The sequence below is a fragment of the Chryseobacterium pennae genome (assembly GCF_003385515.1).
Classification (GTDB): domain Bacteria; phylum Bacteroidota; class Bacteroidia; order Flavobacteriales; family Weeksellaceae; genus Chryseobacterium; species Chryseobacterium pennae.
On the sequence record NZ_QNVT01000015.1, the window covers coordinates 116,248 to 136,699 of the forward strand.

Here is a 20,452-nt window from a genome sequence, read left to right on the forward strand (position 1 = left end):
TTGACTGCAACAATACTGCAACATTTTGTAAATTCGGATAATGAAACTTAAAAGCAGTATTGTATATCCTATCAGAGAATTAAATGCCTATTTAGATACAGGTATTTATAATGACTTGAAAGACTTCTATGCTTCTTTTGAAAATGAATTTATAGGACATAGAATTAAATCGAAAGATACGGAGAATCACTCCTTTCAGATCTATGAAGAAGAATATCGCATGGGAGAAAGTGATTTTGCAGTATTTTCATTTGAAAAAAATATAAAGTACACTTTTATTGATAAAATATATAATGTAATTGATCGTATGGAAGAAGGAATAAATATATGTTTTATTAGCAAACAATCTATTCCAAATTACTTAGATAAGGTTGAAAGAGCTTTCAAATCACTTCTGAAAAATAAAAGTACACAAGAGTTTTTATTTCTCAATCAATACTTAAAAATAATAGAAAATGAACTTGAATTTTACAGAAATTCTGAGAACATTTCCGAAGACAATACTATTTTTAAAGATTCTCCATTTAAAATAAAAGATAGTATTAAACGTTCTTTTTTCCACAAATTATATGATGTTTCACAAAGGCATTTTTTATTAAATTCTGAATTTTCAAAAGAAGATTTTATTGATGTGTTTACAGAAGCAGAAACAACTAAAACTATTAAGTTTATATGTTCTAATTCTCTCATGATTACTTTTCTTGAAGAAATTAGAGGCGCATTCACTAATTTTAAGCCTACTTCAATTGCTCAATCACACAGATTTCTCACAAAACAAGATAAATTTCTTACTATTACTAATTACGATTCTTCAAAACAAAGGCTCATAAAAGGGAATTCTTCATCTGAGGTAAATAATTTATCAGAGGATATCCAAGATATTTTTGAAGAGATACCATAGCACTCACATTTCCCCTCACAAACTCACTCACACTTTCGGTGTTCCATTTTTGAAGTAAGCTAATTTTACATCAGAAATCGATGCAAATTGTGCGCACAAGCAGCATCATAAATAGATTAAAATGGAAATAAAATCCGAAAAAAAGATTTTAAGCTTTAAAGAAGCACTAGAGTACTTGGATGTATCACCAAGTTTACTTTACAAACTAACATCTCAGAGAACAATCACATATTTTAAACCTAATGGTGGTAAAATCTATTTCAAGAAAACAGATCTGGATCATTGGATGCTCCAAAATGAAAGTAAAAGTGTAGATGTCCTAGAAAATGAGCTATTTAACAAATTAAAAGTGAGAAACAATGTATAAGAAATTAAAAAAACATTCAATAAAGCATGAGAATGAAGTGGATTTTCATGAATTTAATAAGAGAATTTTAAGAACTATTGAAAATCTGTCAATTACCGAGGTTGTATCTAATTGCTTTCATTATGAAGTAACTCAAAAGACTAATAAAGGTATTCTTATTTCATATCATCCCCAAAGAATTGACATTTCAATTTTTCCTTCAAGTAGTAAATATGACTATAAACTAGCCGACATTCTGGTTAATTATTTAGCTTTTTATTCAAATGGATTTTTCTTAGATACTTCACCGAGAGGTAAATTTAGTCCACCTTATGATGACAAGATGAAAAATGATAATCGTGGGTATTTTATTATTCCAAAAGTTTCAGAAACTATCAGTACTAAAATATCAAAAGGATAAGATTATGGAAGGGATTAGAATAAATGAAGGGATCACTAATGATCTTATAGAGGAATCGGTATATCGCAGATTACCTCAAATATTACAAAATATCACCCAACCATTTACAGGACGTGAAAGAGATATTGTATTTGCATCAGCTCTGGGAGTATTAAGTACCTGTTTACCCAATGTTTACGGAATTTATGATGGAGATAAGATTTATCCCAATGTGTATGTGATGATTATTGCTCCGGCGGCATCAGGCAAAGGAGTAATGAATAAATCAAGGATTTTAATTGATAAAATACACGATCAGACTTTAAAAAACAGCATTAAAGCAGAAAAAGAATGTAAAAATAAAAAGAAAGAATCTAAAGAAAAAGATGATGCTCCATGCCCATCAATAGAGATTAAAATAATGCCTGCAAATATTTCCACGGCAGAAATGTATACCTATATGGGATCATCTAAATATGGATTACTAATTATGGAATCGGAAGCAGATACCATGAGCAATATGCTCAATAATGACTGGAGTAATTATTCCGATATATTGAGGAAATGTTTTCATCATGAGCCCATTTCAATCAGTCGAAAAATGGAGAAAATATTTGAAGATATTAAAGAGCCGAAGCTGTCTTTAGTGATGAGTGGAACACCGGAACAGTTAAAAACATTGATTAAATCCAAAGAAAACGGTTTGTATTCGAGGTTTATTGTGTATACCTTTGATGAAATAAGTCAGTTTAAGAATGTATTTTCGATCAGCACCAGGAACAATAATGCTGTATTTGAAGAAGAAGCGAAACAAGTATTTAATCTTTATGAAGGACTAGCAGGTTTAGAAAAGGAAGAGATAGAATTTAAGCTCACTGAAAATCAAGTAAGAAAATTTCTCAAAGAACTTACTGTTATGCATGGGGCAATATTAGACTTTCATCCGCATTCTTTTATCTCCAATCTCAATAGGCATGGACTTATTTTATACAGAGTAGCCATGATATTAACAGCTTTACGTAATATTAATACTATTCCTGTTACTGGTAAAGAATTAGTATGTTCTAATGTGGATTTTATATTGGCGTTAGAGATAACAAAGGTTTTTCTAAGACACTCATTGGTTACTTATAATACATTTGATGATGGAATTTTGTCTGAAAATGATGAAAAGATATTGTTTGGACTACCTTTTCAGTTTACTCGTGCACAAGCCATTGATCTAGCAAAGGAAAATAATATTCCGATAAGGACAATGGATGATAAGCTAAAGCAGTGGAAGAAAAAGCACATCATCAGCCCTATAAAGCAAGGACTTTATAAACGTAATAAAAATTTCATGTAAAGGATGTAAAAGTTGCAATTCCTGCAATTTCAAATAGACTATACTAAAACCAACTGCCCAATAACTAAATATCATATTGGGCAGTATTTTCCAAAAATTTAAAAGATAAAAAAATGAATACAAGTATAAAAATTGTACTTGACAGTAGACCTATGTCTAATAATTTGTACACAGTCTACCTTAGAATTATCAAGGATAGAAAAAGAAAAAATATAGCTTTAGGTCTAAAGTGTAGGAAAGAACACTTTGAAAATGAACAGTTCCTAAAAGGACATCCAGACTATAAAGTTGAAAATAATATACTTATCAACTTCAAGGCTAGAGCTAATAAGATTATAAGAGACTTTCAAAACGAGGGCAAAAATTTCGGTCTTGATGAGTTTGAATATAAATTCAAGAATAAAACAACAGAACAGAATATCCTTGTAACAGGGTTCTTTGATGAAATCATTGATGAATTAACTCGTTCAGGAAGGATTGGGAATGCAAAGGCGTATAAAGATACCAGAGATTCTTTCGTGAGTTTTGGAGGTACTAAATTACGACTTCGGGATATTACTCCTGTTTTGCTGGAAAAGTACGAAGTCAGTTTAAGGGAAAGAGGAAATGGTAACGGTGGAATAAGCTTTAAGATGAGGCATTTAAGAGCATTGGTTAATAAAGCTATAAAACGTAAGCTTATCACGAAAGAACATTATCCATTTGAGACTTATAAAGTTTCAAAGCTTAAATCAGTAAACAATAAGAAGGCGCTTAGTATAGATGAATTTAAAAAGCTGAAAGATGTTGATTTATCCAAGTCGCCACATCTGCGTGAAGCATACAACTATTTCATGTTTTCCATCTATGCAAGGGGAATGAACTTTATTGATATGATGAAGCTTAAATGGTCAGATATTCAGGGCGGCAGGATTTATTACGTAAGGTCTAAAACTAAAGCCAGTTTTAATATCGAGATTATCCAGCCTATGCAAGATATTATTGATTTTTACAAAGCCCAGAAAAGAAATTCCCATTATGTATTTCCTATTCTTTTGCAAGATGATTTAACCCCTATCCAGATTGCTAATAGGAAGCACAAGGTATTAAGCCGCTATAACTCCAAACTAAAAGAAGTCGGAAAATTGGCAGAGATTGATAAACCGCTTTCTTCTTATGTTGCTAGGCATAGCTTTGCAACGATACTTAAATATTCAGGAACAAGTGTGTCAAAAATTTCAGAAATGATGGGACATAGTGATGTTCAGATTACCATGACCTATCTTAAAGATTTTGAAAATGAAGATTTAGATAAGGAAATGACAAAATTAGTAGAATTATAAATATGGATAATAAAAAACAGAAAAACTTTTTCTTAGTTAATGAAGAGGATTGCATAAACTATGTTTATACAATAAAACAGGCAGCTGAGAAAATAGATCCTAGAAATCTTGATGACATGACTTTATATCATTTCATGAGAGTTAAAGGAATGATCTATAAAAATGGTTTTCCACATAAAGAATTAATGAAAGAGGGATATTTGATAAGTAAAAAAAATAATCCGGGAGACTATACAACTTTGATTACCCCAAAAGGATTAAGATATGTAAAGGATATATGGTGTAAAAGTCCAGATAACTGGCTTGAAGGCTAATGTATTAAAAATTTATTAAGGTTAATTTCAATATGAGATTAACCTTTTTTCATTTAAAAGATGAACCATTAAACAGAAAATATTAACAATTAAATTTAAAAACGTATGCAATTAAAACAATCACAGAGACAACAGGTAAAGCTCAGATTAGGACTATCAGGAGCATCAGGATTTGGAAAGACCAAATCAGCTCTATTATTAGCCTATGGAATGACACAGGACTGGACCAAAATCGCTGTTATAGATACAGAAAACTCTTCAGCTTCTCTTTATTCAGATTTAGGAGATTACAATGTACTTGACCTGCAGGCTCCTTATTCTCCAGAAAGATATATCCAAGCTATAGAGCTATGTGAGAAATCAGGAATTGAAGTCATTATTATTGACAGCGTATCTCATGAATGGAATGGTACAGGAGGATGTCTGGATATTCATGAGAAACTAGGTGGAAGATTTCAGGATTGGGCTAATGTAACACCAAGACATCAAGCATTTATCAATAAGATACTACAATCAACCTGCCACATTGTTACTACCACTAGGAGAAAAATAGATTATTCTTTAGATGTTGGTAGCAATGGTAAGACACAAGTTGTAAAGCATGGAACTAAAGAGATCACAAGAGATGGTTTTGAGTATGAATTAACTATCAATTTTGAACTTGTGAATGAAAACCATTTAGCCAAGGCAAGTAAGGATAGAACAGGACTATTTATGAACAGACCTGAATTTATTATCACTTCTGAAACAGGGAGAATAATTTTAGAGTGGTGTAGTTCCGGTATTGCAGAAACTGCAAGTTTTGCAAGTTCTTCTGAATCCTCTGTCGCTTCTCCGAACTCAACAGATTATTTTGGTCCTGGTGATGCTCGCTTCTCCAATAGTAACAATAATATAAGTAAAGATAGTATTTTAAATAGAATCAGTACCAGCAATACCATTGCAGAACTTTTGGCTATTTACAAGCAGTACCCGGAATTTCAGCAAGAATTAAAACCTGAGTACGAAGCCAGAAAAACATTTTTAATCAAATTATCCGACCCTCAAAACTTTTCAACCAATGGATGCCATTAATAAAATCATACCTGCTACCTTAGAGGAAGCATTTGAGCTTAGACCAGCACAGAATATTAAAGAGATTTCTTTGTATGAAAGCAGGATGAATAATGACGTCCATCATTATTCAAATCAGGATTATTTTGTTCCTGGTACTGTCCCAACTGAAGCAGAACCAAGAGAACTGAAAGAGACAGAGCAAAGTATGGAGTATCAAGAGTTTGATAATTCTCTTCAAAGAATTGAAGTTCACCAGGAGAATAAACGACTTGAAAAGAAATCATATGAAGACAAGCCTTTTATTGAAGCTAATACACAAGCGGTCAATCTCTACCATTTGAAGAATGACTGCATAATACCAGTCTTCAGCAAGGATAACGAAAAAACAATTGCACATCAAGAATTTATCGGTGTGGTGATGAATGCAGCACAAAAGATATTTCCAATTCAAAGTATTACAGAACCGGAGATAAGAGTATCACACCAGATTAAAGGCAGAACACCGGATGCTATACACTTAAATGTAAAAGATCTATTGGATCACCAAAAAACCATTTATTACGAAAGAATGGCATTTATTATTAGGATTCCTGGTATCACAGATATTGTAAATGGAAATGTACTATCACTTACAATAGGCGGTGTCAGAAGTTATAATCTTGAAAATCTTTACAATAAGAAAACATTGGAGCGAATTAAGTTCTTCATTGGTTTTCAGAACCAGGTATGCTGTAATTTATGTGTATCAACAGATGGATTTAAGGAAGATATGAGAGTATCTAGTACTCAGGATTTATATTCCAAAATATTGGATGTCATGCAGAATTATGATGCAGAGCAGCATTTAAAGGAGATGAAGGAGCTTACCCATGATTCTCTCTCTGAACATCAGTTTGCTCAGCTTATAGGGAGAAGCAGATTATACCAGCATTTACCAAAGCCGGAGAAATTAAATATTCCTTTACTTAATTTCAATGACAGCCACATTAATACTATGGCGAAGGATTATTACGAAGACAAGAACTTTTGTAGACAGGAAGATGGGGGAATAAATTTATGGGATCTATATAACCTCTTCACGCAGGCTAATAAGTCCTCATATATAGATACTTTCTTGGATAGGAATCTGAACGCTTTTGAATTTAGCAAAGGTATTCAGAAAACGCTCAATGGTAATTCTGATTACTGTTGGTTTTTGAGCTAGATAGACTGCCCCATTAATTTGGGGTGGTTTTTTTATTAATTTTAGGTCAAAAAATGAAAGAAAACACTGCAATTCAAGATTATTTAAAATTTAAAAAGGAGCATAATATCCAAAAGTCTATTCGTGAAGCGGTTTCGTATAAAGATACCAAATACAGTAAATGGATTGCTTTTTTTGTTTTAATTTCAACATTAGTCTTTATTGTAACATTTGGAGTTAATGCTACAAAAGAAACAGCCACTTTATCTCTTTATAATACTTGGTACGTTAAAGGGCTTTTAATCAATTTATTGATAGTTTATTTAATGATTTTGTATGATAGAAAAACTCTTCATAAGCAAATTACTGCATCAGTTGATAATTATAAGCAACATGCTCTTTCGCTTTTTTTTTCTGACATAGACTGGGAATCACTGTCCTTAAGAGGGTATTGGCTTGAGTTAGTCTCAGAAAAGTATGCATTTGTAGAAGATGAAAATATTATTTTTAATCATAGTGTAATACATGAAGAATTGCAATACAAAGAAAAACCTACTTTTTATTTCAACTCAAATAAGATTTCTATCTGGTTTTCAATTATTTCTCCTTTAGTTGGTATAGTCTTATCTTTTGTTGATATTAAAGAAACATTCGGAAAAGAGTGGCAAGTGGTTGGCTATTTACTACTAATTATCTTTTTAACAGTAAGTCCAATTCTATATATTACGTATACGATATTAAGAGGTAAATACACAGAGAAAAAGAATGAACATCAGTCAATGCAAGACTATGTAATTATTATGAAATATATATTGGCGAAGAGAAAGCTAATACAAAATCAAAAATCAGACAAAGATCTAATTAAAAAGTTTTTCAGGCAAATGTCCAGACGTTAAAATGTCATAAATGACAATTTTATTATAGATGGATAAGTATTATTTCTTAGATTTGGGAGATATTATAGATGCATTAAACTGATGTTATTATAGAAATAATTATAAATTGAGATTACGTAGCTGTTTTACATACAGGTGTTTATGTATTTATTAAGTATGAAATCGTAGTTCTACGACAATTTTTGAAATAACTATTAATTCATTTTGTAGTGAGTTTTTAAGGTTATATATTGCAAAAGACAAAATCACTAAAAGGGCTTATGAAAAAAATAAATATCAACTACATACAAACGTATTACTAAATACCTTAAAGTGGAATCGTTTCCTATAAAGGTTCCAATTGTATTAATCTCAGAAAAATTATGAAATGATCTTGCTTAAGAGACCGATGCAAGTATTGATTATTCTGAATCAAAGGGTCTCACCTGTAAAGGTTGAATATCCAATTAAATCACACAACTGAAAAAAAATATCTTATGTTTCAAGAAGATAAAAATCTTTCCAAATCGGGTATAGACGCAAACAACCCTGATTTTGTAAATAAAATAAGAGATAAAGTGAACATTCCTGATGTTCAAAATGTAACTGGCAAGGTTAGAAATGTATCATCACAAATTCAGCAGGTAGCCGATACTGGAAAATACTTTTTTAATAAACCTTTGCTCCCTAATGAACCTACTATTATTCAAAACAAAGTGTGGGCACAACAACCTACTTCAAAGATTTTCAATGCCCAAGCCATACCGGAAAGTAATATAGCAGGAATAAACCGTGTAGTTCGTTTGGACATTCACGTTGAGGGAAAGCCAATTAAATATTTTAAACATTTTAAGTTAATTCAAAGTGCTACTAAACATCACGAATTTGATCTTACTTTAGCTCACGATACATTGGGAAATGTTGAAAATCATAACCTTGAAGAGGCTCAGAATTTATTAGGGAAAAGGATTACAGTTGTATTCAAATACAAAGATATTGAAGAAGGACCTGAAAGGAATTTTATCGGAGTCATTACAGAAGTTGGTTTTAGTCAGGAAAAAGGCAGTTTAGGTAATCTTGTGCTGTCAGGTTATAGCCCAACTATATTATTAGATGCTGCTCCACATATCCAGAGTTTTGGTGGTTCTCAATCAATAAGCTTGAATAGCATTGCACAACAAATTATAGCAGAAGGACTTGGACAGGGTAAATATGATTTTAGAGTTGATTCTCGATACGGAAATGTGACATATAGCTCTCAGTATGAGGAAACCCATTATAATTTCTTAGCAAGATTAGCAGAAGCTTATGGAGAACAATTCTTTTACGACGGGGAAGTATTACATTTTGGCAAATTACCACCGCAGGAAAAACCTGTTAAGTTGACCTATGGCAGTAATTTAAGTGATATTAAGGTTAAAATGAAAGCTCAGCATGTTAACCCTTCGTTTTATGGTTATAGTAGTAGCAAAAATGAAAAGTTCAAAGGAGGGAATACAAAAATTAATCATACTTCTGATATAGCAAAGCGTGCTTATGAAATTTCGGAAAGAACTTTTCATACACCATCATTAAGAGTTGCACCTATAAAAGCATCATCATTTATGGACATTGATGCATCTCAGAAAGGAACGGCTGGAAGCAAGGCAGCAGAAGTTTTTATAACATCCGGAAATACAACTGTTCCATTTCTTTATCCTGGTTGTATTGCAGACGTTGAAATGCGGAAAACAGATACTAATGATACTTCGTACTTTACAAAACTAATGCTCATTGAAGTTACACATGAGGTAGATGCAAGAGGGTATTATGATGGTTCATTTCAAGCAATTGCAGCCGATACCGGATTTATTCCAAGACCTGAATTTACTGTTCCAATAGCAGAGCCTCAGTTTGGAAAAGTAATATCAAATACCGATCCACTCAATCAGGGGCGTGTGCAGGTTCAGCTTGATTGGCAAAGTGGTAAAGATAGCACAGAATTTATTCGTGTAATGTCACCTGATGCAGGAAGTAGTGAAAAAGTTGGTAAAAATCGTGGATTTATGTCTATCCCGGAAGTTGGTGACCAAGTTATTGTAAATTTTGTACACCTTCATCCAGACAGACCTTTTATAATGGGTGGAATGTATCACGGAGGTATAGGTGGAGGTGGTGGAGCTGGAAATAATATAAAAAGTTTAAGTAGCAAAAGTGGACACCTCATTGAATTGAATGATGGTGGTGGAATTACTGTGAAGGACAAAAGTGGGAATACTGTTCATGTTGATGGAACTGGTAATATTAGTGCAACATCTTCTGCTACAAATTCAACAACAGTTGGCAAAGGAGGAGAAGCAAAGCTTATAATGGATAGCGGGGGGAATATCTCTTTAGTAGGGAAAACCAAGATTGAATTTAAAGTTGGAGGATCTTCTATTACTTTGACGGAAAAAGGAATCTCAATTGATGCTAATAAGAATACTATAACAGCTAAATCCAATATCATCACTGGAAAAAATCATATAACTGGGGGTGATACCAAAATAGATGGCGGAAATGCATTCATTAATTAAAATAAAGAAATGATGACTTGGAATTTAAATGAAAAACGCCCAAAAGTGTTGTTGAGAGAACCATTTTCTGCTAAATATACGTTACTCATTGACACTAATATATTATCTGGAGGAATTGAGCTTAAATCCAAAGCAGAAATTCGTTGGCAAGTTGATGTCAAAAATATTAGTGATGATGGAGCCGATATTAACATTATTACTTTGCATCATAGGTTGTTAGAAAATAATTCTCCTATAATAAATGATGTTTCTGGTATCAGTAATGTATTTGCTTCAATGTATAATGAAATTGAAGTTAGCGTAGATGTTTCAGGTAAAGTTTTGAGAGTAAATAATCTTGATACTATAAAGAAGAAGTGGCAATGGGTAAAACAAGACATGGAAGCTCTAATTGAAGAGAATGAGGGATTTAAGGATATAATTTCAACAAATGATGAACTTTATGCTTCTGATGAAAAAATTAAAATGGCTGTTGAAGCAAATGAATTTTTCGAAGTATATTTTCATCATTTCTGGGGAAAAGCACTTCCAGGTGGAAAAGGTAATGTATTCAAATATAATTTATTTAATACTTCACTTATCGAATGGCAGTATGATCTTAGACAAGTTAGTAATAACTCATTGTCTGATTTTCCAACAAAAATCAAGGTGACAGGGACTCCAGTAACAATAATTGGAAAAGATTGGGTTCAAAAAGCTTATGCTGCATTTTCTCATTTACAGTTGGAAAATCCGGTTCCGATTTTTAAGGACAGCGCAGAATATGCTGTTACTCCTTTTGGTAAGGTTTTGAATGCAAAGATTGAACGAAGTGAGATAGTAGATTCTTCTCTATTGTTTGCGCGTTATCATTATGAATTAATAGCAGAGAATCAAGAGGAAGATTTTCCTCGTACTGAGAGTTTAAAAGAAAATTCAGGAAGACTATGAAAAAGTACATAAATGAGACTTTGCAAAAATCAAAAGATAATAGAATTCTAGTACGCCTATCGAAAACCATTGTTCTAAAATCAGCAAAAGAAATTGGTGATACCCGTGAAATATGGCAATTAGGTTTTGCTATAGTAAATATGGAAAGCCGAATCAGGTTTATTTGTATAAACAGGAGAGTGGTACAAATTCGTATAGATTGAAATCGTTATGGGAAATAAAATCATTACTGAGAAAGATTTCTGGGTTTGCAGTGGAGGGCTTATGCCTACTCAGTTTCAGAGTAGACAGCCTTCCACCAAAAGAAAAGACGGTGCAAAATATATTACAAAAGCTGATACTGCAACTGTGAGTTTTGCAGATTTCAGCTGTAAGAAATTAATGCTTATCATGGCGATATTGGCAGCTTTAATTGCAGTAGCTACAGTTGCAACTGGCGGAGCAGCATTGATAGCCATCGGTGCAATAGCAGGTGCAGCAGGTGCAGCATTTGGTGCTGTTTTGGGAAGTCTCCTATGTGGGCAGATGGTTGCTAAGGTACGCAAATGGGATGCAGGAAAGGAAGATATGAAGATTATGGGGATACCAGCAATAACAGGTGACTATCAAATGACCTGCCCCTTGTTTGGTGATAAAATTGTTTTTGCTCCTGAAATTAAAACTTGGGGACAAGCTTTAGCGATAGGAGGCGCAAATTTAATTGGAGGCATTATGGAAGGAATGTTGGCTGGTGCATTGGTTGGAGTTGGTGGAGCAGCAATAGGGGGTGGACGTGCTGCTTTGACATCTGGTGGAGTAAGAGGACTGGGGCAGGCAGGGCTAAACTTTCTAAAAACAATACCAAGTAATATTGGAAGAAATTATTTGGCATCTTGGACTACTCCAACTGGATTAGGAATAAGGGGGCTAATTACTGCACAATCAGGATTGTCTCAATACGGTGAGGCTGGTGTATTAAACGGTGATACATTACAAGCTTTAGGGACAGGTATTTTTGGAATGGAAATTGGGACTGCAAATGCAGCTTATAATGTTGCTACAGGACAAGCCAAATGGGAAGACTTTGGATGTTTAGCATTGTGGATGGTTCCTATTGCAGGAGCAAAGCCTAAAAATGGGAGTGCTTATGAAGGAGGTAATAGTGCGCCTAAACGTCCATCATGGAGGCAGTCTGAAATAGATGCTGCTAAGAAGTATCCAAAATATGGTGAGCAACGAAGTTTTAAAGGAGGAAAGGATGTTGAGTTGATGACCAAGGGAAGTACTCGTCCAGATCTGTATAGAGATGGGGGAATTATCAGAAAACCTCATAGTATTGAGGTTAAAAATTATGATATATCTTCAAATAAAGGTAGAAATAGCTTGAAAAAAGAATTGGTTCGACAGTATAATCAAAGAATAAATGATTTGCCACCTGGCACAAAACAGACTGCCATCATAGATATTAGAGGTCAAAACGTTTCAAAAGAAACGTTGAACGGTTTAAAAAATGATATTCTAAAAGAAGCACCAAATTATAAAATAATTTTCGAAACTGGTAAAGGCTCTAAAAATGGAGGAATTGTTTTTCCCCCACAAAATGAGAAATAGTTTATTTAACTTTAAAAACAAAAAATATGATAGGTTTTCGCATTGATTCCGAAATGTATATAATAGGGGAAGGAGATTTTTTGGTTAGTCTGGTTTCTACTATATATGTAAAGTTGGAAAACTATGATTGGGGTAAAAAATATCCGATTTTAATGAATGATTTATATGCAGACGGTTGTATCAAAAGAGATAAAATAGGAGCTGCAAGAGAGGAGTTAGCTCGTTTAATAGAAGAGCTTAAACTACTTTCGCCACTAGATGTAATTTGGAATTATGAAGATTTAAGTGTTTCAATTCCGGATAACTATATTAAAATTGTTGAAAAATTTGGATTTACTGATTTATCCCAGTGTTTTATAACAGATGAAGATTATGATCTCCTTGAAGTGCTTCAAGCAGCATTAGATACTGCTGAAAAAAGACATGCTGATTTAAGCATATCTGTACTACATGAATAAATTACTTTGAATTATCTATGAGTAGATTTTAGTAGGTGTTTTACATAAGTTCTCCAAAATTAATGTCAAAAATAGCAATTATAATAAATAACGATAGTGTGTCTGCAAATACACTTTTTGAACTTAAAAAAGTTACAGGAGAAAGCGTAGATGCAATTAGAAAAAATATTTCGGACCACAAACCTATTGTCGAGGGACTATTATTTTATAATGACCATGATGAAGTTTCTGAGAAATTGTTTAAAGTAGTAAGAGATCTAGCTAAGAATGATATAACTTATTCCATTTTTGAGCTTGAAGAAGATGAGGAATATAATACTATAGATTCCAAAAACCAGGAAATAAGTGCTGACACTTTGTATAACATTATAGAAGAGCATAATAGAGAAATCCGTAGACAAGAAGATTTATAATTTAAAGTAAATAAATGGCACCTATCCAATAAATCATATGATAATAAAGTAAATGTTATCAAGAAATAAGTATATAAAGAATGTTACATGATAATAGCCACCCAGGGGTGGTTTTTTTATAATTTATATAGTTAACATAAAACTAATAGATTTATTAGAAATACTAGGTTGTAAATTTTACAAATAAAAATTTGAACAATTTTAAGTTTTATTAAAAATAGTACATTGTAAACTAGTTTAACCGTTTTATCGTCGGTTTTCTTAAATTTGAAAATTATGAATCCATTTGTTACACAAGAATTTATCATTAAGAAAATTAGAAGCTATAATAAAGACCATTTACTTAATAATTTATTTTATACTTTAAAACAGGTTGATTTAAGAGAAGAACATAACCATCCTTTATGGCATTATTTTCTATTGATAAAATGGACATTTTTGCATGGAAATGAGAACGGGAAAAAGACTTTTTCAAGAGAGAAATTTATTACCCTCCTAAAGTATGTTGAAAAATTTGAAAAAAAATCACTTGATCCTTATGTTAAAAATCATGAATGGGATAAGTTTTTTCAAATTATAGGTTATCAGCAATTTTATCTACAGCAAGATGTTCACTGGAGTGATTTTGCGAGGCAATTAAAATTATTTGGTTCATCCCTGAAAAGCAAGTATGATATAGAAAAGTCTTTCAATGAAAAAACAAAGCTAAAACTCTTCGATTTTATATTCTTTATGCAGATTATCTGGATATTTACTCAAGCAAACAAGATGAATAAAGGGACTATCTATACAGGATATATAGGTGAAGAAATTTTTGAAATGATGAAAGACATTTTCAATTATGAAAAAGAGTTCAGTAGCTTCCTAATGTTATTAACCTTGAATAAAATAAATATAAAAAAATCAATTAATCAATTTAAAACAGGAATAAAACATACAGCATTACAATCATTTGAAATGTCGTTTTTTACTCGGCTTCCTTTTATAATAAATGGTGAAAATAAATACGAAATAGTCCATAGAAGTATATTCAACTATTGTTGTAATTATTTTATATATGATTATTTGAAAATTAATGATGAGAAATTTACAGAAGAGTTTGGAAAGAGATTTGAAAAATATGTTGAATTGGGATTAAAAGAATGTAATGTAGAATATATTACCGAAAAAGATTTGATAAAAACTTATGGCAAGGGAGAAAAAATAGTTGACTATATTGTAGGTAATCAGGTGTTGATTGAATGTAAAGGGATAGAACCAAAGCCATTATCTTCTATAATTCCAGAAAATGAAATAGTGTACAGTTCTTTCAAAGATTCAATTTTCAAAGCTTATTTGCAGCAAATGCTTAACATCACCAAGTTGGTCCAAAATTTAAATAAACCTATTTATGGTATTATTATTTGTTACAAAGATTTTTATTTATCATCATTAGATGATTATGCTGGTATATTGGCAAATGATATAAAGTCTATTTGTGAGAAGAATAATTGGAAAGATAACCCTCTACCCTTAGAAAATGTATTTGTAATTAGTATTAATAATTGGGATATAATAGTTGAATATCTTAAGGAAAAGAAAGTTACCTTGCCAAACTTATTAAATGATATAGTTAATAATAATAGAATAGAAAAGCATAAATGGTTTTTAGGATTACTAAAACAATATGGTAATGCAAAAGCAAACCTATCTTATCTTGAAACAGAAAATAAAACACTTTCGGATGCATTTGCAGCTCCTTCAGAAATACAGGCGTAAATAGTAAAAAATACTATTTTTTTATCCCTAATATTTTTTGAAACCAAATAATTGAAGCTTTTCCTTCTAAATAGAGGACTTCATTTATTTCTCTTGAATGACGAATGCAATTCCGTAATTCTCCCAGTTTTTTAAACTTGTCTGTTAAGTTATCTTTGATAAAAAAAGTATCTTCAAATACAGTCCAGTTTTTTTTATTAATTATTAATTCGCACAATTCCATTAAATCGAAGAAGTGAAGTCTTTTAGATACTGTTGTATATTCAGATGCATCATGTTCTGGATATTTTTTTAAATATGATATTATTCTTTCCGAAACTTTATCTCTTAAATGTTGGGCAACAGTTTCTTTATATACTTTATCATCAATTTTTAATACAATCAATTCTCTGATCTTCAATTCAATATTCTCGATATTATTATCTAATTTATTTTTTTCATCATTTGTTAATTGCTTAAACTCGGTATCAATCAGATTTTCAAATAGTTCTTCATACAAAATAGAATTTGATAATATTATAGACCAAGCTTTATAAAAGTAGCCTTGTTTGATACCATAGCTTTTAATATCCGTTATTTCGCCACGAATATTGATTGTAAACCCGGGGTGACCATCACTCCAATTATTAGTAAAAGGAATGTTTTTGGTTACATATTCAAATGTTTTTTGAATAAAATCATTTTTATCAGGAAACATAGTAAAAAAACGCTCGATACAATCCTTTTCAAAATTGTTATATCCTTCTTCAAAACCTACTTTGTACTCTTCTAAAATTGGAAATAAATCTTCAAAATTTTCAATACTCTTATTTTTATATGTTCGTGTCATTTTAGTCATTTGAAATAACCAAAAGTGAAACTGATTTCTAAAGATATATGCACCTTTAAAGTTTAACATGTATGGTTTTAAAAATGTCTTTCTGTGACCTATAATTTTTTGATCCTGAAAATCTATATATTCTTGTTCAGAAATCATTTGTACACAAGGAGAACAATAATATTCCTTTATAATTCTAGATATATTAAACGTTGACATCAGATATTGATGCTCCAAATGACTAGGTACAATAGAATTTCTGTCTCCTATATTAACCGGATAAAACAGTAATCTATACTCATTAATTAATTTATCATCTATTTTTCCTGAAAACATGTATTTATTATTTATGTTATATATATAATCTCCCATTTATTTGTGTCTATATCGGATAAGTGGCTTTCATATCTATCTCTTTGAACAGCTACACATAATAAATGAGTAGGTCTGGAAAATCCAACATAAGCCATCTTAGTTGATTGAATATGTTGTTTTTTGTCAAATTTGTTGAAATCGACAAATTTATATTGTTCGGCAAGTCTTTGAGATTCATAATTACTATTGCCATTACCATAAAAAGTTTCTAAATATAGAGTAGCAGTATGAGTTTCTCCTTTTGCTGAATGCACCGTTCCAATTTCAATATCAAATCCATGAATATTGATAGTATTTTCCTTAATGTTCATTGAACTTTCATCTATTTGAATTAATTGTGAAGTATTATAAATGAAATTGCGCGAAGAAGTTATTGTTTTTCCAAAAATATTTAATAGTTGTGGAATGTATCTTTTAATAGAATCATACACATCATTAAAATTTTGTCTAATAATACCAATTGACCATAAATATAAATTTTTCTTCAAAATCTGATATTGTTCATCATCATTTTGATTTAAAAAATTTAATAATTCTTTCTTAGTAAAGTAAATATCTTCAAATCTTAAAATTTTAATAAAAGCATTTAAAATATTTTTTCTGATAGATTCTAATGTTTTTTTTTCTGTATCATATTTTTTTAAATATGAATCTAGATTTTCAAAATCAATTTTTGTAATTGACTTTTCTACAATAAAATTTTCGCAATAGTCAGATATTTTATATTTCGTGATTTCATCTGTATGTTTAGACCAACCTATTGATTTGAACTTGCTTTTGGGAGTAATTGTAAAAGTATTATTTAAAATATAATTATTAATAATTTCTGAAAATTTAGGTATTACAGATTTTATTTTTGAGTTATCATATACAATTAAGTGTGGTTTTAGATTGCAATTTTCGTTTTTACCAATAACTTTAAAATCTGCATCCCTATACATTGCAAAGCAATTTACTAGTTCTGCTATCAATGGGTTTAGTCTTTGGCTACCATTTATTGTCAAAAGTTTATCTTCGCCTTCTCTTATTTTCCAAATTTCATCAGTATGAACTTCACCACTATAGATAGCTTGATTCTTGTCCCCAATCCTTTGAAAAATAGATTTACTATTTCCATCATTAAAAAATATTGTTTCTAATAACTCATACTGTTGGCTATCCAAATCTTGCATTTCATCAATAAAAATATATTGAAATCTTTGTTGTAGAATTTCTTTAATTTTTGGAAACTTTTCTAGGTATATTCTTCCAAATGCATACGCATCATTATAATTTAGAAAGCCCTTTTTAATAAGCTGTGTTTTCAATGAAATGAGTTCTTTGTATGTAGGAGTTTCTTTGCTAAGCTTATTAATTATTTTTTCTTCAAAAGAAAAGACATCAACCAGTCCTATTTCATTTGTAACAAAAATACTTTTAATAAATGAAGAATAATTATTTTGAAATTTATGATGCAATGCGGTTTTAGCACCATATGAAATATTTTTTTCAAATTGCTCTTCATATATTTCATTATCAATTCTTTGGATTTTTCCTTTAAATAGGTTATTATAACAAGGAATCGTTAGAAATTGATCGACAAATGATTGAACAGTACCTGCGAAATTTGGATAAGAAAATAATTTGGGACAGTATTTTCCAATTTTATCTTTTATTTCATCAATAGCTGTATTCGTATGTGAAAGTATTAAGACCCCTCTATTACTTTTAAGTGGTAATCTTTTTTCTAATATTAATAATTTTGCAAGTAAAGCAGTAGTCTTACCGCTACCAGGAACCGCTTGTAGGTCTATTGTTTCAAAATTTCTTATAAATTTTATTCTTTCATCGTCAAAAAAGCATCCTTCCGGGAGTAAGACTTTTATTGACTCAGCAATTTCGTCAGTTGTTATATTAAGTGTATTTAGATCAACAGTTACAGGCATACTTAATGGCGTTTATTAAATAATTGATAGTGTCATTTGCATTAAAGTTAATATCATCTATATTATCTATCTTTTCTGCTAATCTATAGGATATTTCAACTTTGTCTAATGTTCTATTAATAAGTTTTTTAGATAACTCTTCTTCGAAATTAGTCCAGTTACTTCCACTATGTATTTCTTTTGTAATTTCTCTAAAAAATTCTCCTAATGAATCTGATTTGTGCAAACAAAACTCTAATGTCCAGTATTTTGCAGGAAACGATTTTACTGTTTGTTCATCAAACTTTGTTTTAATATCCGCTATTTTATTCCTAACTGCAGGTGCGATCTCTCTAATGTTTTCCTTTTCATAATTGTAAATTACTTTTCCATTAGAATCTTTAACTAAATTGCCTTCATTGTTTTGCATTGGATTTTTTTTATAAAATCTAACGTCCGTATCAGTCACGATAGCAATTTGTATATTCATGTAAGGAGTTTCATTTCTTAAAAATATTTTTGAATAATTGTGAAGAGCAGTATTTCCCACATTTATCACTGATACTCCTGCTTCTGTCAAATCTTTTTCTATAATGTTTTTTCTTTTTAACAGTCTTGCTAATGGAGGAATTAATAATTCTTCAGACCAACCTTCGACGAGTATTAAACCTTTAGCAAAGAATAGGTTTGATTTTGTTGTATCTAAAAACCTTTCTAAAAAGATATAATCTTCCCTTTCTAATTTTGTGTAATTTATTCCCAAAGGAAAAGAATTATTATTGTTACATAAAATTATATTTTCTAATTTAACTTTTGATGCAAGATTAGGGCTATGTGTTGTAAGAATAAGCTGTATGTTTTCTTGTTCTTGTAAGGATTTAATAACCTGCATTTGAGCTTGCGGATGCAAATGAGCTTCTAATTCTTCTATTAAACCTAATCTCAAACCATCATAATTATCTTTGTTTAAATGTAAAAGCTCCGACGCCATAAAAAGTCTATTAAGAGTTCCAAGACCAATATTCTGCTCATCTTTAATTAGTAATTCAAGCTTCTCAAGAATATTTTTAAGATTTGCTTCTACTACTTTTATATCTGTTTCTTTGGACCTATCATAAAATGATTTTAAATACTTATCAATTTCTGACTTTAGTTTTTTCCCTTTTTGTTGGTTATCCGGTAAAACTCTATCTGTTTTATCTTTTCCTTCAAAATATTTTTTTATATCTACATTGAACTGTTTAAAAAGTTCAACTAATAAATGCGTGTCACCCTGTCCTTTAAAAGCTTCATGTTCCTGAAATATTTGTGATAATCTTGAGTTTTTTTTGGGAATTAACTCACTTTTTGCATCCCTTAAAGGCTTTAAATAGGTTACCTTTAAAAATTCTTTAGCTTCTGAAGTTAATACATTTCCCTCATTAGGTCCAGCTTTTATATCAGAAGGTATTATTTTATTGTCTATTCTTTTAACTTCGTATATAATTTTTAATGTAGGTTCTGCTGTTGCTCCCTCACCCTTCCAGCTTAACCATTCAGTAAAATGCTTGGCTTCATCATCACTTAAACTTTCAAAAAGTAGTTCAATTCTGAATTTACTGGAGTTTTTATTAAAATCCTCAATTTCAACTTTGATCCATTCATAAGAATGCGTTTTAAGAACAAGTTTAATAGCGTCCATGATTGCTGTTTTTCCAGAATCATTCTCTCCAATTAATAAATTTAATCCCTGTGTAAAGTTTAAATCAAGATTAGGTATAGTGGGGTCATATGTTCCATCGGTTCCAAATTTTCTGAAATTCCAAAGCTTTATATTTCGTAAAAACATTTATTATTTAATTCTATGGTTATTTTGACCTAAAGTTAATTTTTTTTTCTGAAAATTTTTTAGCTTTTGCCCCCCCCTATAA

18 protein-coding genes are annotated in these 20,452 nt (G+C 30.8%); 15 read left to right on the top strand and 3 right to left on the bottom strand.

What is annotated here, in order from left to right; genetic code table 11:
* The first annotated feature begins 40 nt into the window (after positions 1-40).
* The 15 genes from DRF65_RS16055 (at position 41) to DRF65_RS16130 (ending at position 15,446) form a co-directional block, all read left to right on the top strand.
* Entirely contained in the window at positions 41-901 is an 861-nt protein-coding gene (locus DRF65_RS16055; RefSeq protein ID WP_115971775.1) for a hypothetical protein, read from the top strand.
* A 121-nt stretch (positions 902-1,022) separates the two neighbouring features.
* Entirely contained in the window at positions 1,023-1,268 is a 246-nt protein-coding gene (locus tag DRF65_RS16060) for a helix-turn-helix domain-containing protein (protein ID WP_115971776.1), read from the top strand.
* On the top strand, positions 1,261-1,668 hold the full coding sequence (locus DRF65_RS16065; RefSeq protein WP_115971777.1) for a hypothetical protein: 408 nt from the start codon (positions 1,261-1,263) through the stop codon (positions 1,666-1,668). The genes DRF65_RS16060 and DRF65_RS16065 overlap by 8 nt, the downstream gene beginning before the upstream one ends.
* A 4-nt stretch (positions 1,669-1,672) precedes the next feature.
* Complete coding sequence (locus DRF65_RS16070; protein ID WP_165852244.1) at positions 1,673-2,992, top strand: DUF3987 domain-containing protein; 1,320 nt, start codon at positions 1,673-1,675, stop codon at positions 2,990-2,992.
* Between the two features lie 113 nt (positions 2,993-3,105).
* Positions 3,106-4,314 (top strand): site-specific integrase, encoded by a 1,209-nt coding sequence (locus DRF65_RS16075; protein ID WP_115971779.1) that lies wholly within the window; start codon positions 3,106-3,108, stop codon positions 4,312-4,314.
* A 2-nt stretch (positions 4,315-4,316) separates the two neighbouring features.
* Entirely contained in the window at positions 4,317-4,628 is a 312-nt protein-coding gene (locus DRF65_RS16080; protein WP_115971780.1) for a hypothetical protein, read from the top strand.
* A gap of 105 nt (positions 4,629-4,733) precedes the next feature.
* Complete coding sequence (locus DRF65_RS16085; RefSeq protein WP_115971781.1) at positions 4,734-5,702, top strand: AAA family ATPase; 969 nt, start codon at positions 4,734-4,736, stop codon at positions 5,700-5,702.
* On the top strand, positions 5,689-6,888 hold the full coding sequence (locus tag DRF65_RS16090; RefSeq protein ID WP_115971782.1) for a DUF3871 family protein: 1,200 nt from the start codon (positions 5,689-5,691) through the stop codon (positions 6,886-6,888). The genes DRF65_RS16085 and DRF65_RS16090 overlap by 14 nt, the downstream gene beginning before the upstream one ends.
* 53 nt (positions 6,889-6,941) lie before the next feature.
* Positions 6,942-7,763 (top strand): hypothetical protein, encoded by an 822-nt coding sequence (locus tag DRF65_RS16095; RefSeq protein ID WP_115971783.1) that lies wholly within the window; start codon positions 6,942-6,944, stop codon positions 7,761-7,763.
* 476 nt (positions 7,764-8,239) lie between these two features.
* A complete protein-coding gene (locus tag DRF65_RS16100; RefSeq protein ID WP_115971797.1) occupies positions 8,240-10,297 on the top strand; it encodes a type VI secretion system Vgr family protein in 2,058 nt (685 codons plus the stop codon).
* Between the two features lie 9 nt (positions 10,298-10,306).
* On the top strand, positions 10,307-11,227 hold the full coding sequence (locus DRF65_RS16105) for a hypothetical protein (RefSeq protein ID WP_123947365.1): 921 nt from the start codon (positions 10,307-10,309) through the stop codon (positions 11,225-11,227).
* A gap of 210 nt (positions 11,228-11,437) precedes the next feature.
* Positions 11,438-12,817 carry a hypothetical protein gene (locus DRF65_RS16115; protein ID WP_115971786.1) on the top strand — a complete coding sequence of 460 codons (1,380 nt, stop codon included), beginning with the start codon at positions 11,438-11,440 and terminating at the stop codon, positions 12,815-12,817.
* 26 nt (positions 12,818-12,843) lie between these two features.
* Positions 12,844-13,275 carry an Imm70 family immunity protein gene (locus DRF65_RS16120; protein ID WP_115971787.1) on the top strand — a complete coding sequence of 144 codons (432 nt, stop codon included), beginning with the start codon at positions 12,844-12,846 and terminating at the stop codon, positions 13,273-13,275.
* Between the two features lie 62 nt (positions 13,276-13,337).
* The gene (locus DRF65_RS16125) at positions 13,338-13,688 is read left to right on the top strand and encodes a hypothetical protein (RefSeq protein ID WP_115971788.1); all 351 of its coding nucleotides are present in this window, start codon (positions 13,338-13,340) and stop codon (positions 13,686-13,688) included.
* Positions 13,689-13,964: 276 nt separating this feature from the next.
* Positions 13,965-15,446, top strand: coding sequence for a hypothetical protein (locus DRF65_RS16130; RefSeq protein WP_115971789.1), 1,482 nt, complete (start codon positions 13,965-13,967; stop codon positions 15,444-15,446).
* 13 nt (positions 15,447-15,459) lie between these two features.
* On the opposite strand, the gene DRF65_RS16135 is transcribed toward DRF65_RS16130, so the two are convergent.
* Genes DRF65_RS16135 through DRF65_RS16145 form a run of 3 tightly spaced genes read right to left on the bottom strand, consistent with a single transcriptional unit; the run spans position 15,460 to position 20,370 of the window.
* Entirely contained in the window at positions 15,460-16,599 is a 1,140-nt protein-coding gene (locus DRF65_RS16135) for a hypothetical protein (RefSeq protein ID WP_123947366.1), read from the bottom strand.
* Positions 16,600-16,610: 11 nt separating this feature from the next.
* Positions 16,611-18,563 (bottom strand): UvrD-helicase domain-containing protein, encoded by a 1,953-nt coding sequence (locus tag DRF65_RS16140; RefSeq protein ID WP_115971791.1) that lies wholly within the window; start codon positions 18,561-18,563, stop codon positions 16,611-16,613.
* Positions 18,547-20,370, bottom strand: a complete 1,824-nt coding sequence (locus DRF65_RS16145; RefSeq protein WP_115971792.1) for an ATP-dependent nuclease — start codon at positions 20,368-20,370, stop codon at positions 18,547-18,549. The genes DRF65_RS16140 and DRF65_RS16145 overlap by 17 nt, the downstream gene beginning before the upstream one ends.
* Positions 20,371-20,452: the final 82 nt, after the last annotated feature.

Excerpts from the sequence above, each read along its gene's own strand:
- DRF65_RS16100 (WP_115971797.1), top strand. The coding sequence starts at position 8,240 with ATGTTTCAAGAAGATAAAAATCTTTCCAAATCGGGTATAGACGCAAAC.
- DRF65_RS16145 (WP_115971792.1), bottom strand. The coding sequence starts at position 20,370 with ATGTTTTTACGAAATATAAAGCTTTGGAATTTCAGAAAATTTGGAACC.
- DRF65_RS16080 (WP_115971780.1), top strand. The coding sequence starts at position 4,317 with ATGGATAATAAAAAACAGAAAAACTTTTTCTTAGTTAATGAAGAGGAT.
- DRF65_RS16065 (WP_115971777.1), top strand. The coding sequence starts at position 1,261 with ATGTATAAGAAATTAAAAAAACATTCAATAAAGCATGAGAATGAAGTG.
- DRF65_RS16140 (WP_115971791.1), bottom strand. The coding sequence starts at position 18,563 with ATGCCTGTAACTGTTGATCTAAATACACTTAATATAACAACTGACGAA.
- DRF65_RS16105 (WP_123947365.1), top strand. The coding sequence starts at position 10,307 with ATGATGACTTGGAATTTAAATGAAAAACGCCCAAAAGTGTTGTTGAGA.
- DRF65_RS16075 (WP_115971779.1), top strand. The coding sequence starts at position 3,106 with ATGAATACAAGTATAAAAATTGTACTTGACAGTAGACCTATGTCTAAT.
- DRF65_RS16095 (WP_115971783.1), top strand. The coding sequence starts at position 6,942 with ATGAAAGAAAACACTGCAATTCAAGATTATTTAAAATTTAAAAAGGAG.
- DRF65_RS16060 (WP_115971776.1), top strand. The coding sequence starts at position 1,023 with ATGGAAATAAAATCCGAAAAAAAGATTTTAAGCTTTAAAGAAGCACTA.
- DRF65_RS16120 (WP_115971787.1), top strand. The coding sequence starts at position 12,844 with ATGATAGGTTTTCGCATTGATTCCGAAATGTATATAATAGGGGAAGGA.
- DRF65_RS16130 (WP_115971789.1), top strand. The coding sequence starts at position 13,965 with ATGAATCCATTTGTTACACAAGAATTTATCATTAAGAAAATTAGAAGC.
- DRF65_RS16070 (WP_165852244.1), top strand. The coding sequence starts at position 1,673 with ATGGAAGGGATTAGAATAAATGAAGGGATCACTAATGATCTTATAGAG.
- DRF65_RS16055 (WP_115971775.1), top strand. The coding sequence starts at position 41 with ATGAAACTTAAAAGCAGTATTGTATATCCTATCAGAGAATTAAATGCC.
- DRF65_RS16085 (WP_115971781.1), top strand. The coding sequence starts at position 4,734 with ATGCAATTAAAACAATCACAGAGACAACAGGTAAAGCTCAGATTAGGA.
- DRF65_RS16115 (WP_115971786.1), top strand. The coding sequence starts at position 11,438 with ATGGGAAATAAAATCATTACTGAGAAAGATTTCTGGGTTTGCAGTGGA.
- DRF65_RS16090 (WP_115971782.1), top strand. The coding sequence starts at position 5,689 with ATGGATGCCATTAATAAAATCATACCTGCTACCTTAGAGGAAGCATTT.
- DRF65_RS16135 (WP_123947366.1), bottom strand. The coding sequence starts at position 16,599 with ATGTTTTCAGGAAAAATAGATGATAAATTAATTAATGAGTATAGATTA.
- DRF65_RS16125 (WP_115971788.1), top strand. The coding sequence starts at position 13,338 with ATGTCAAAAATAGCAATTATAATAAATAACGATAGTGTGTCTGCAAAT.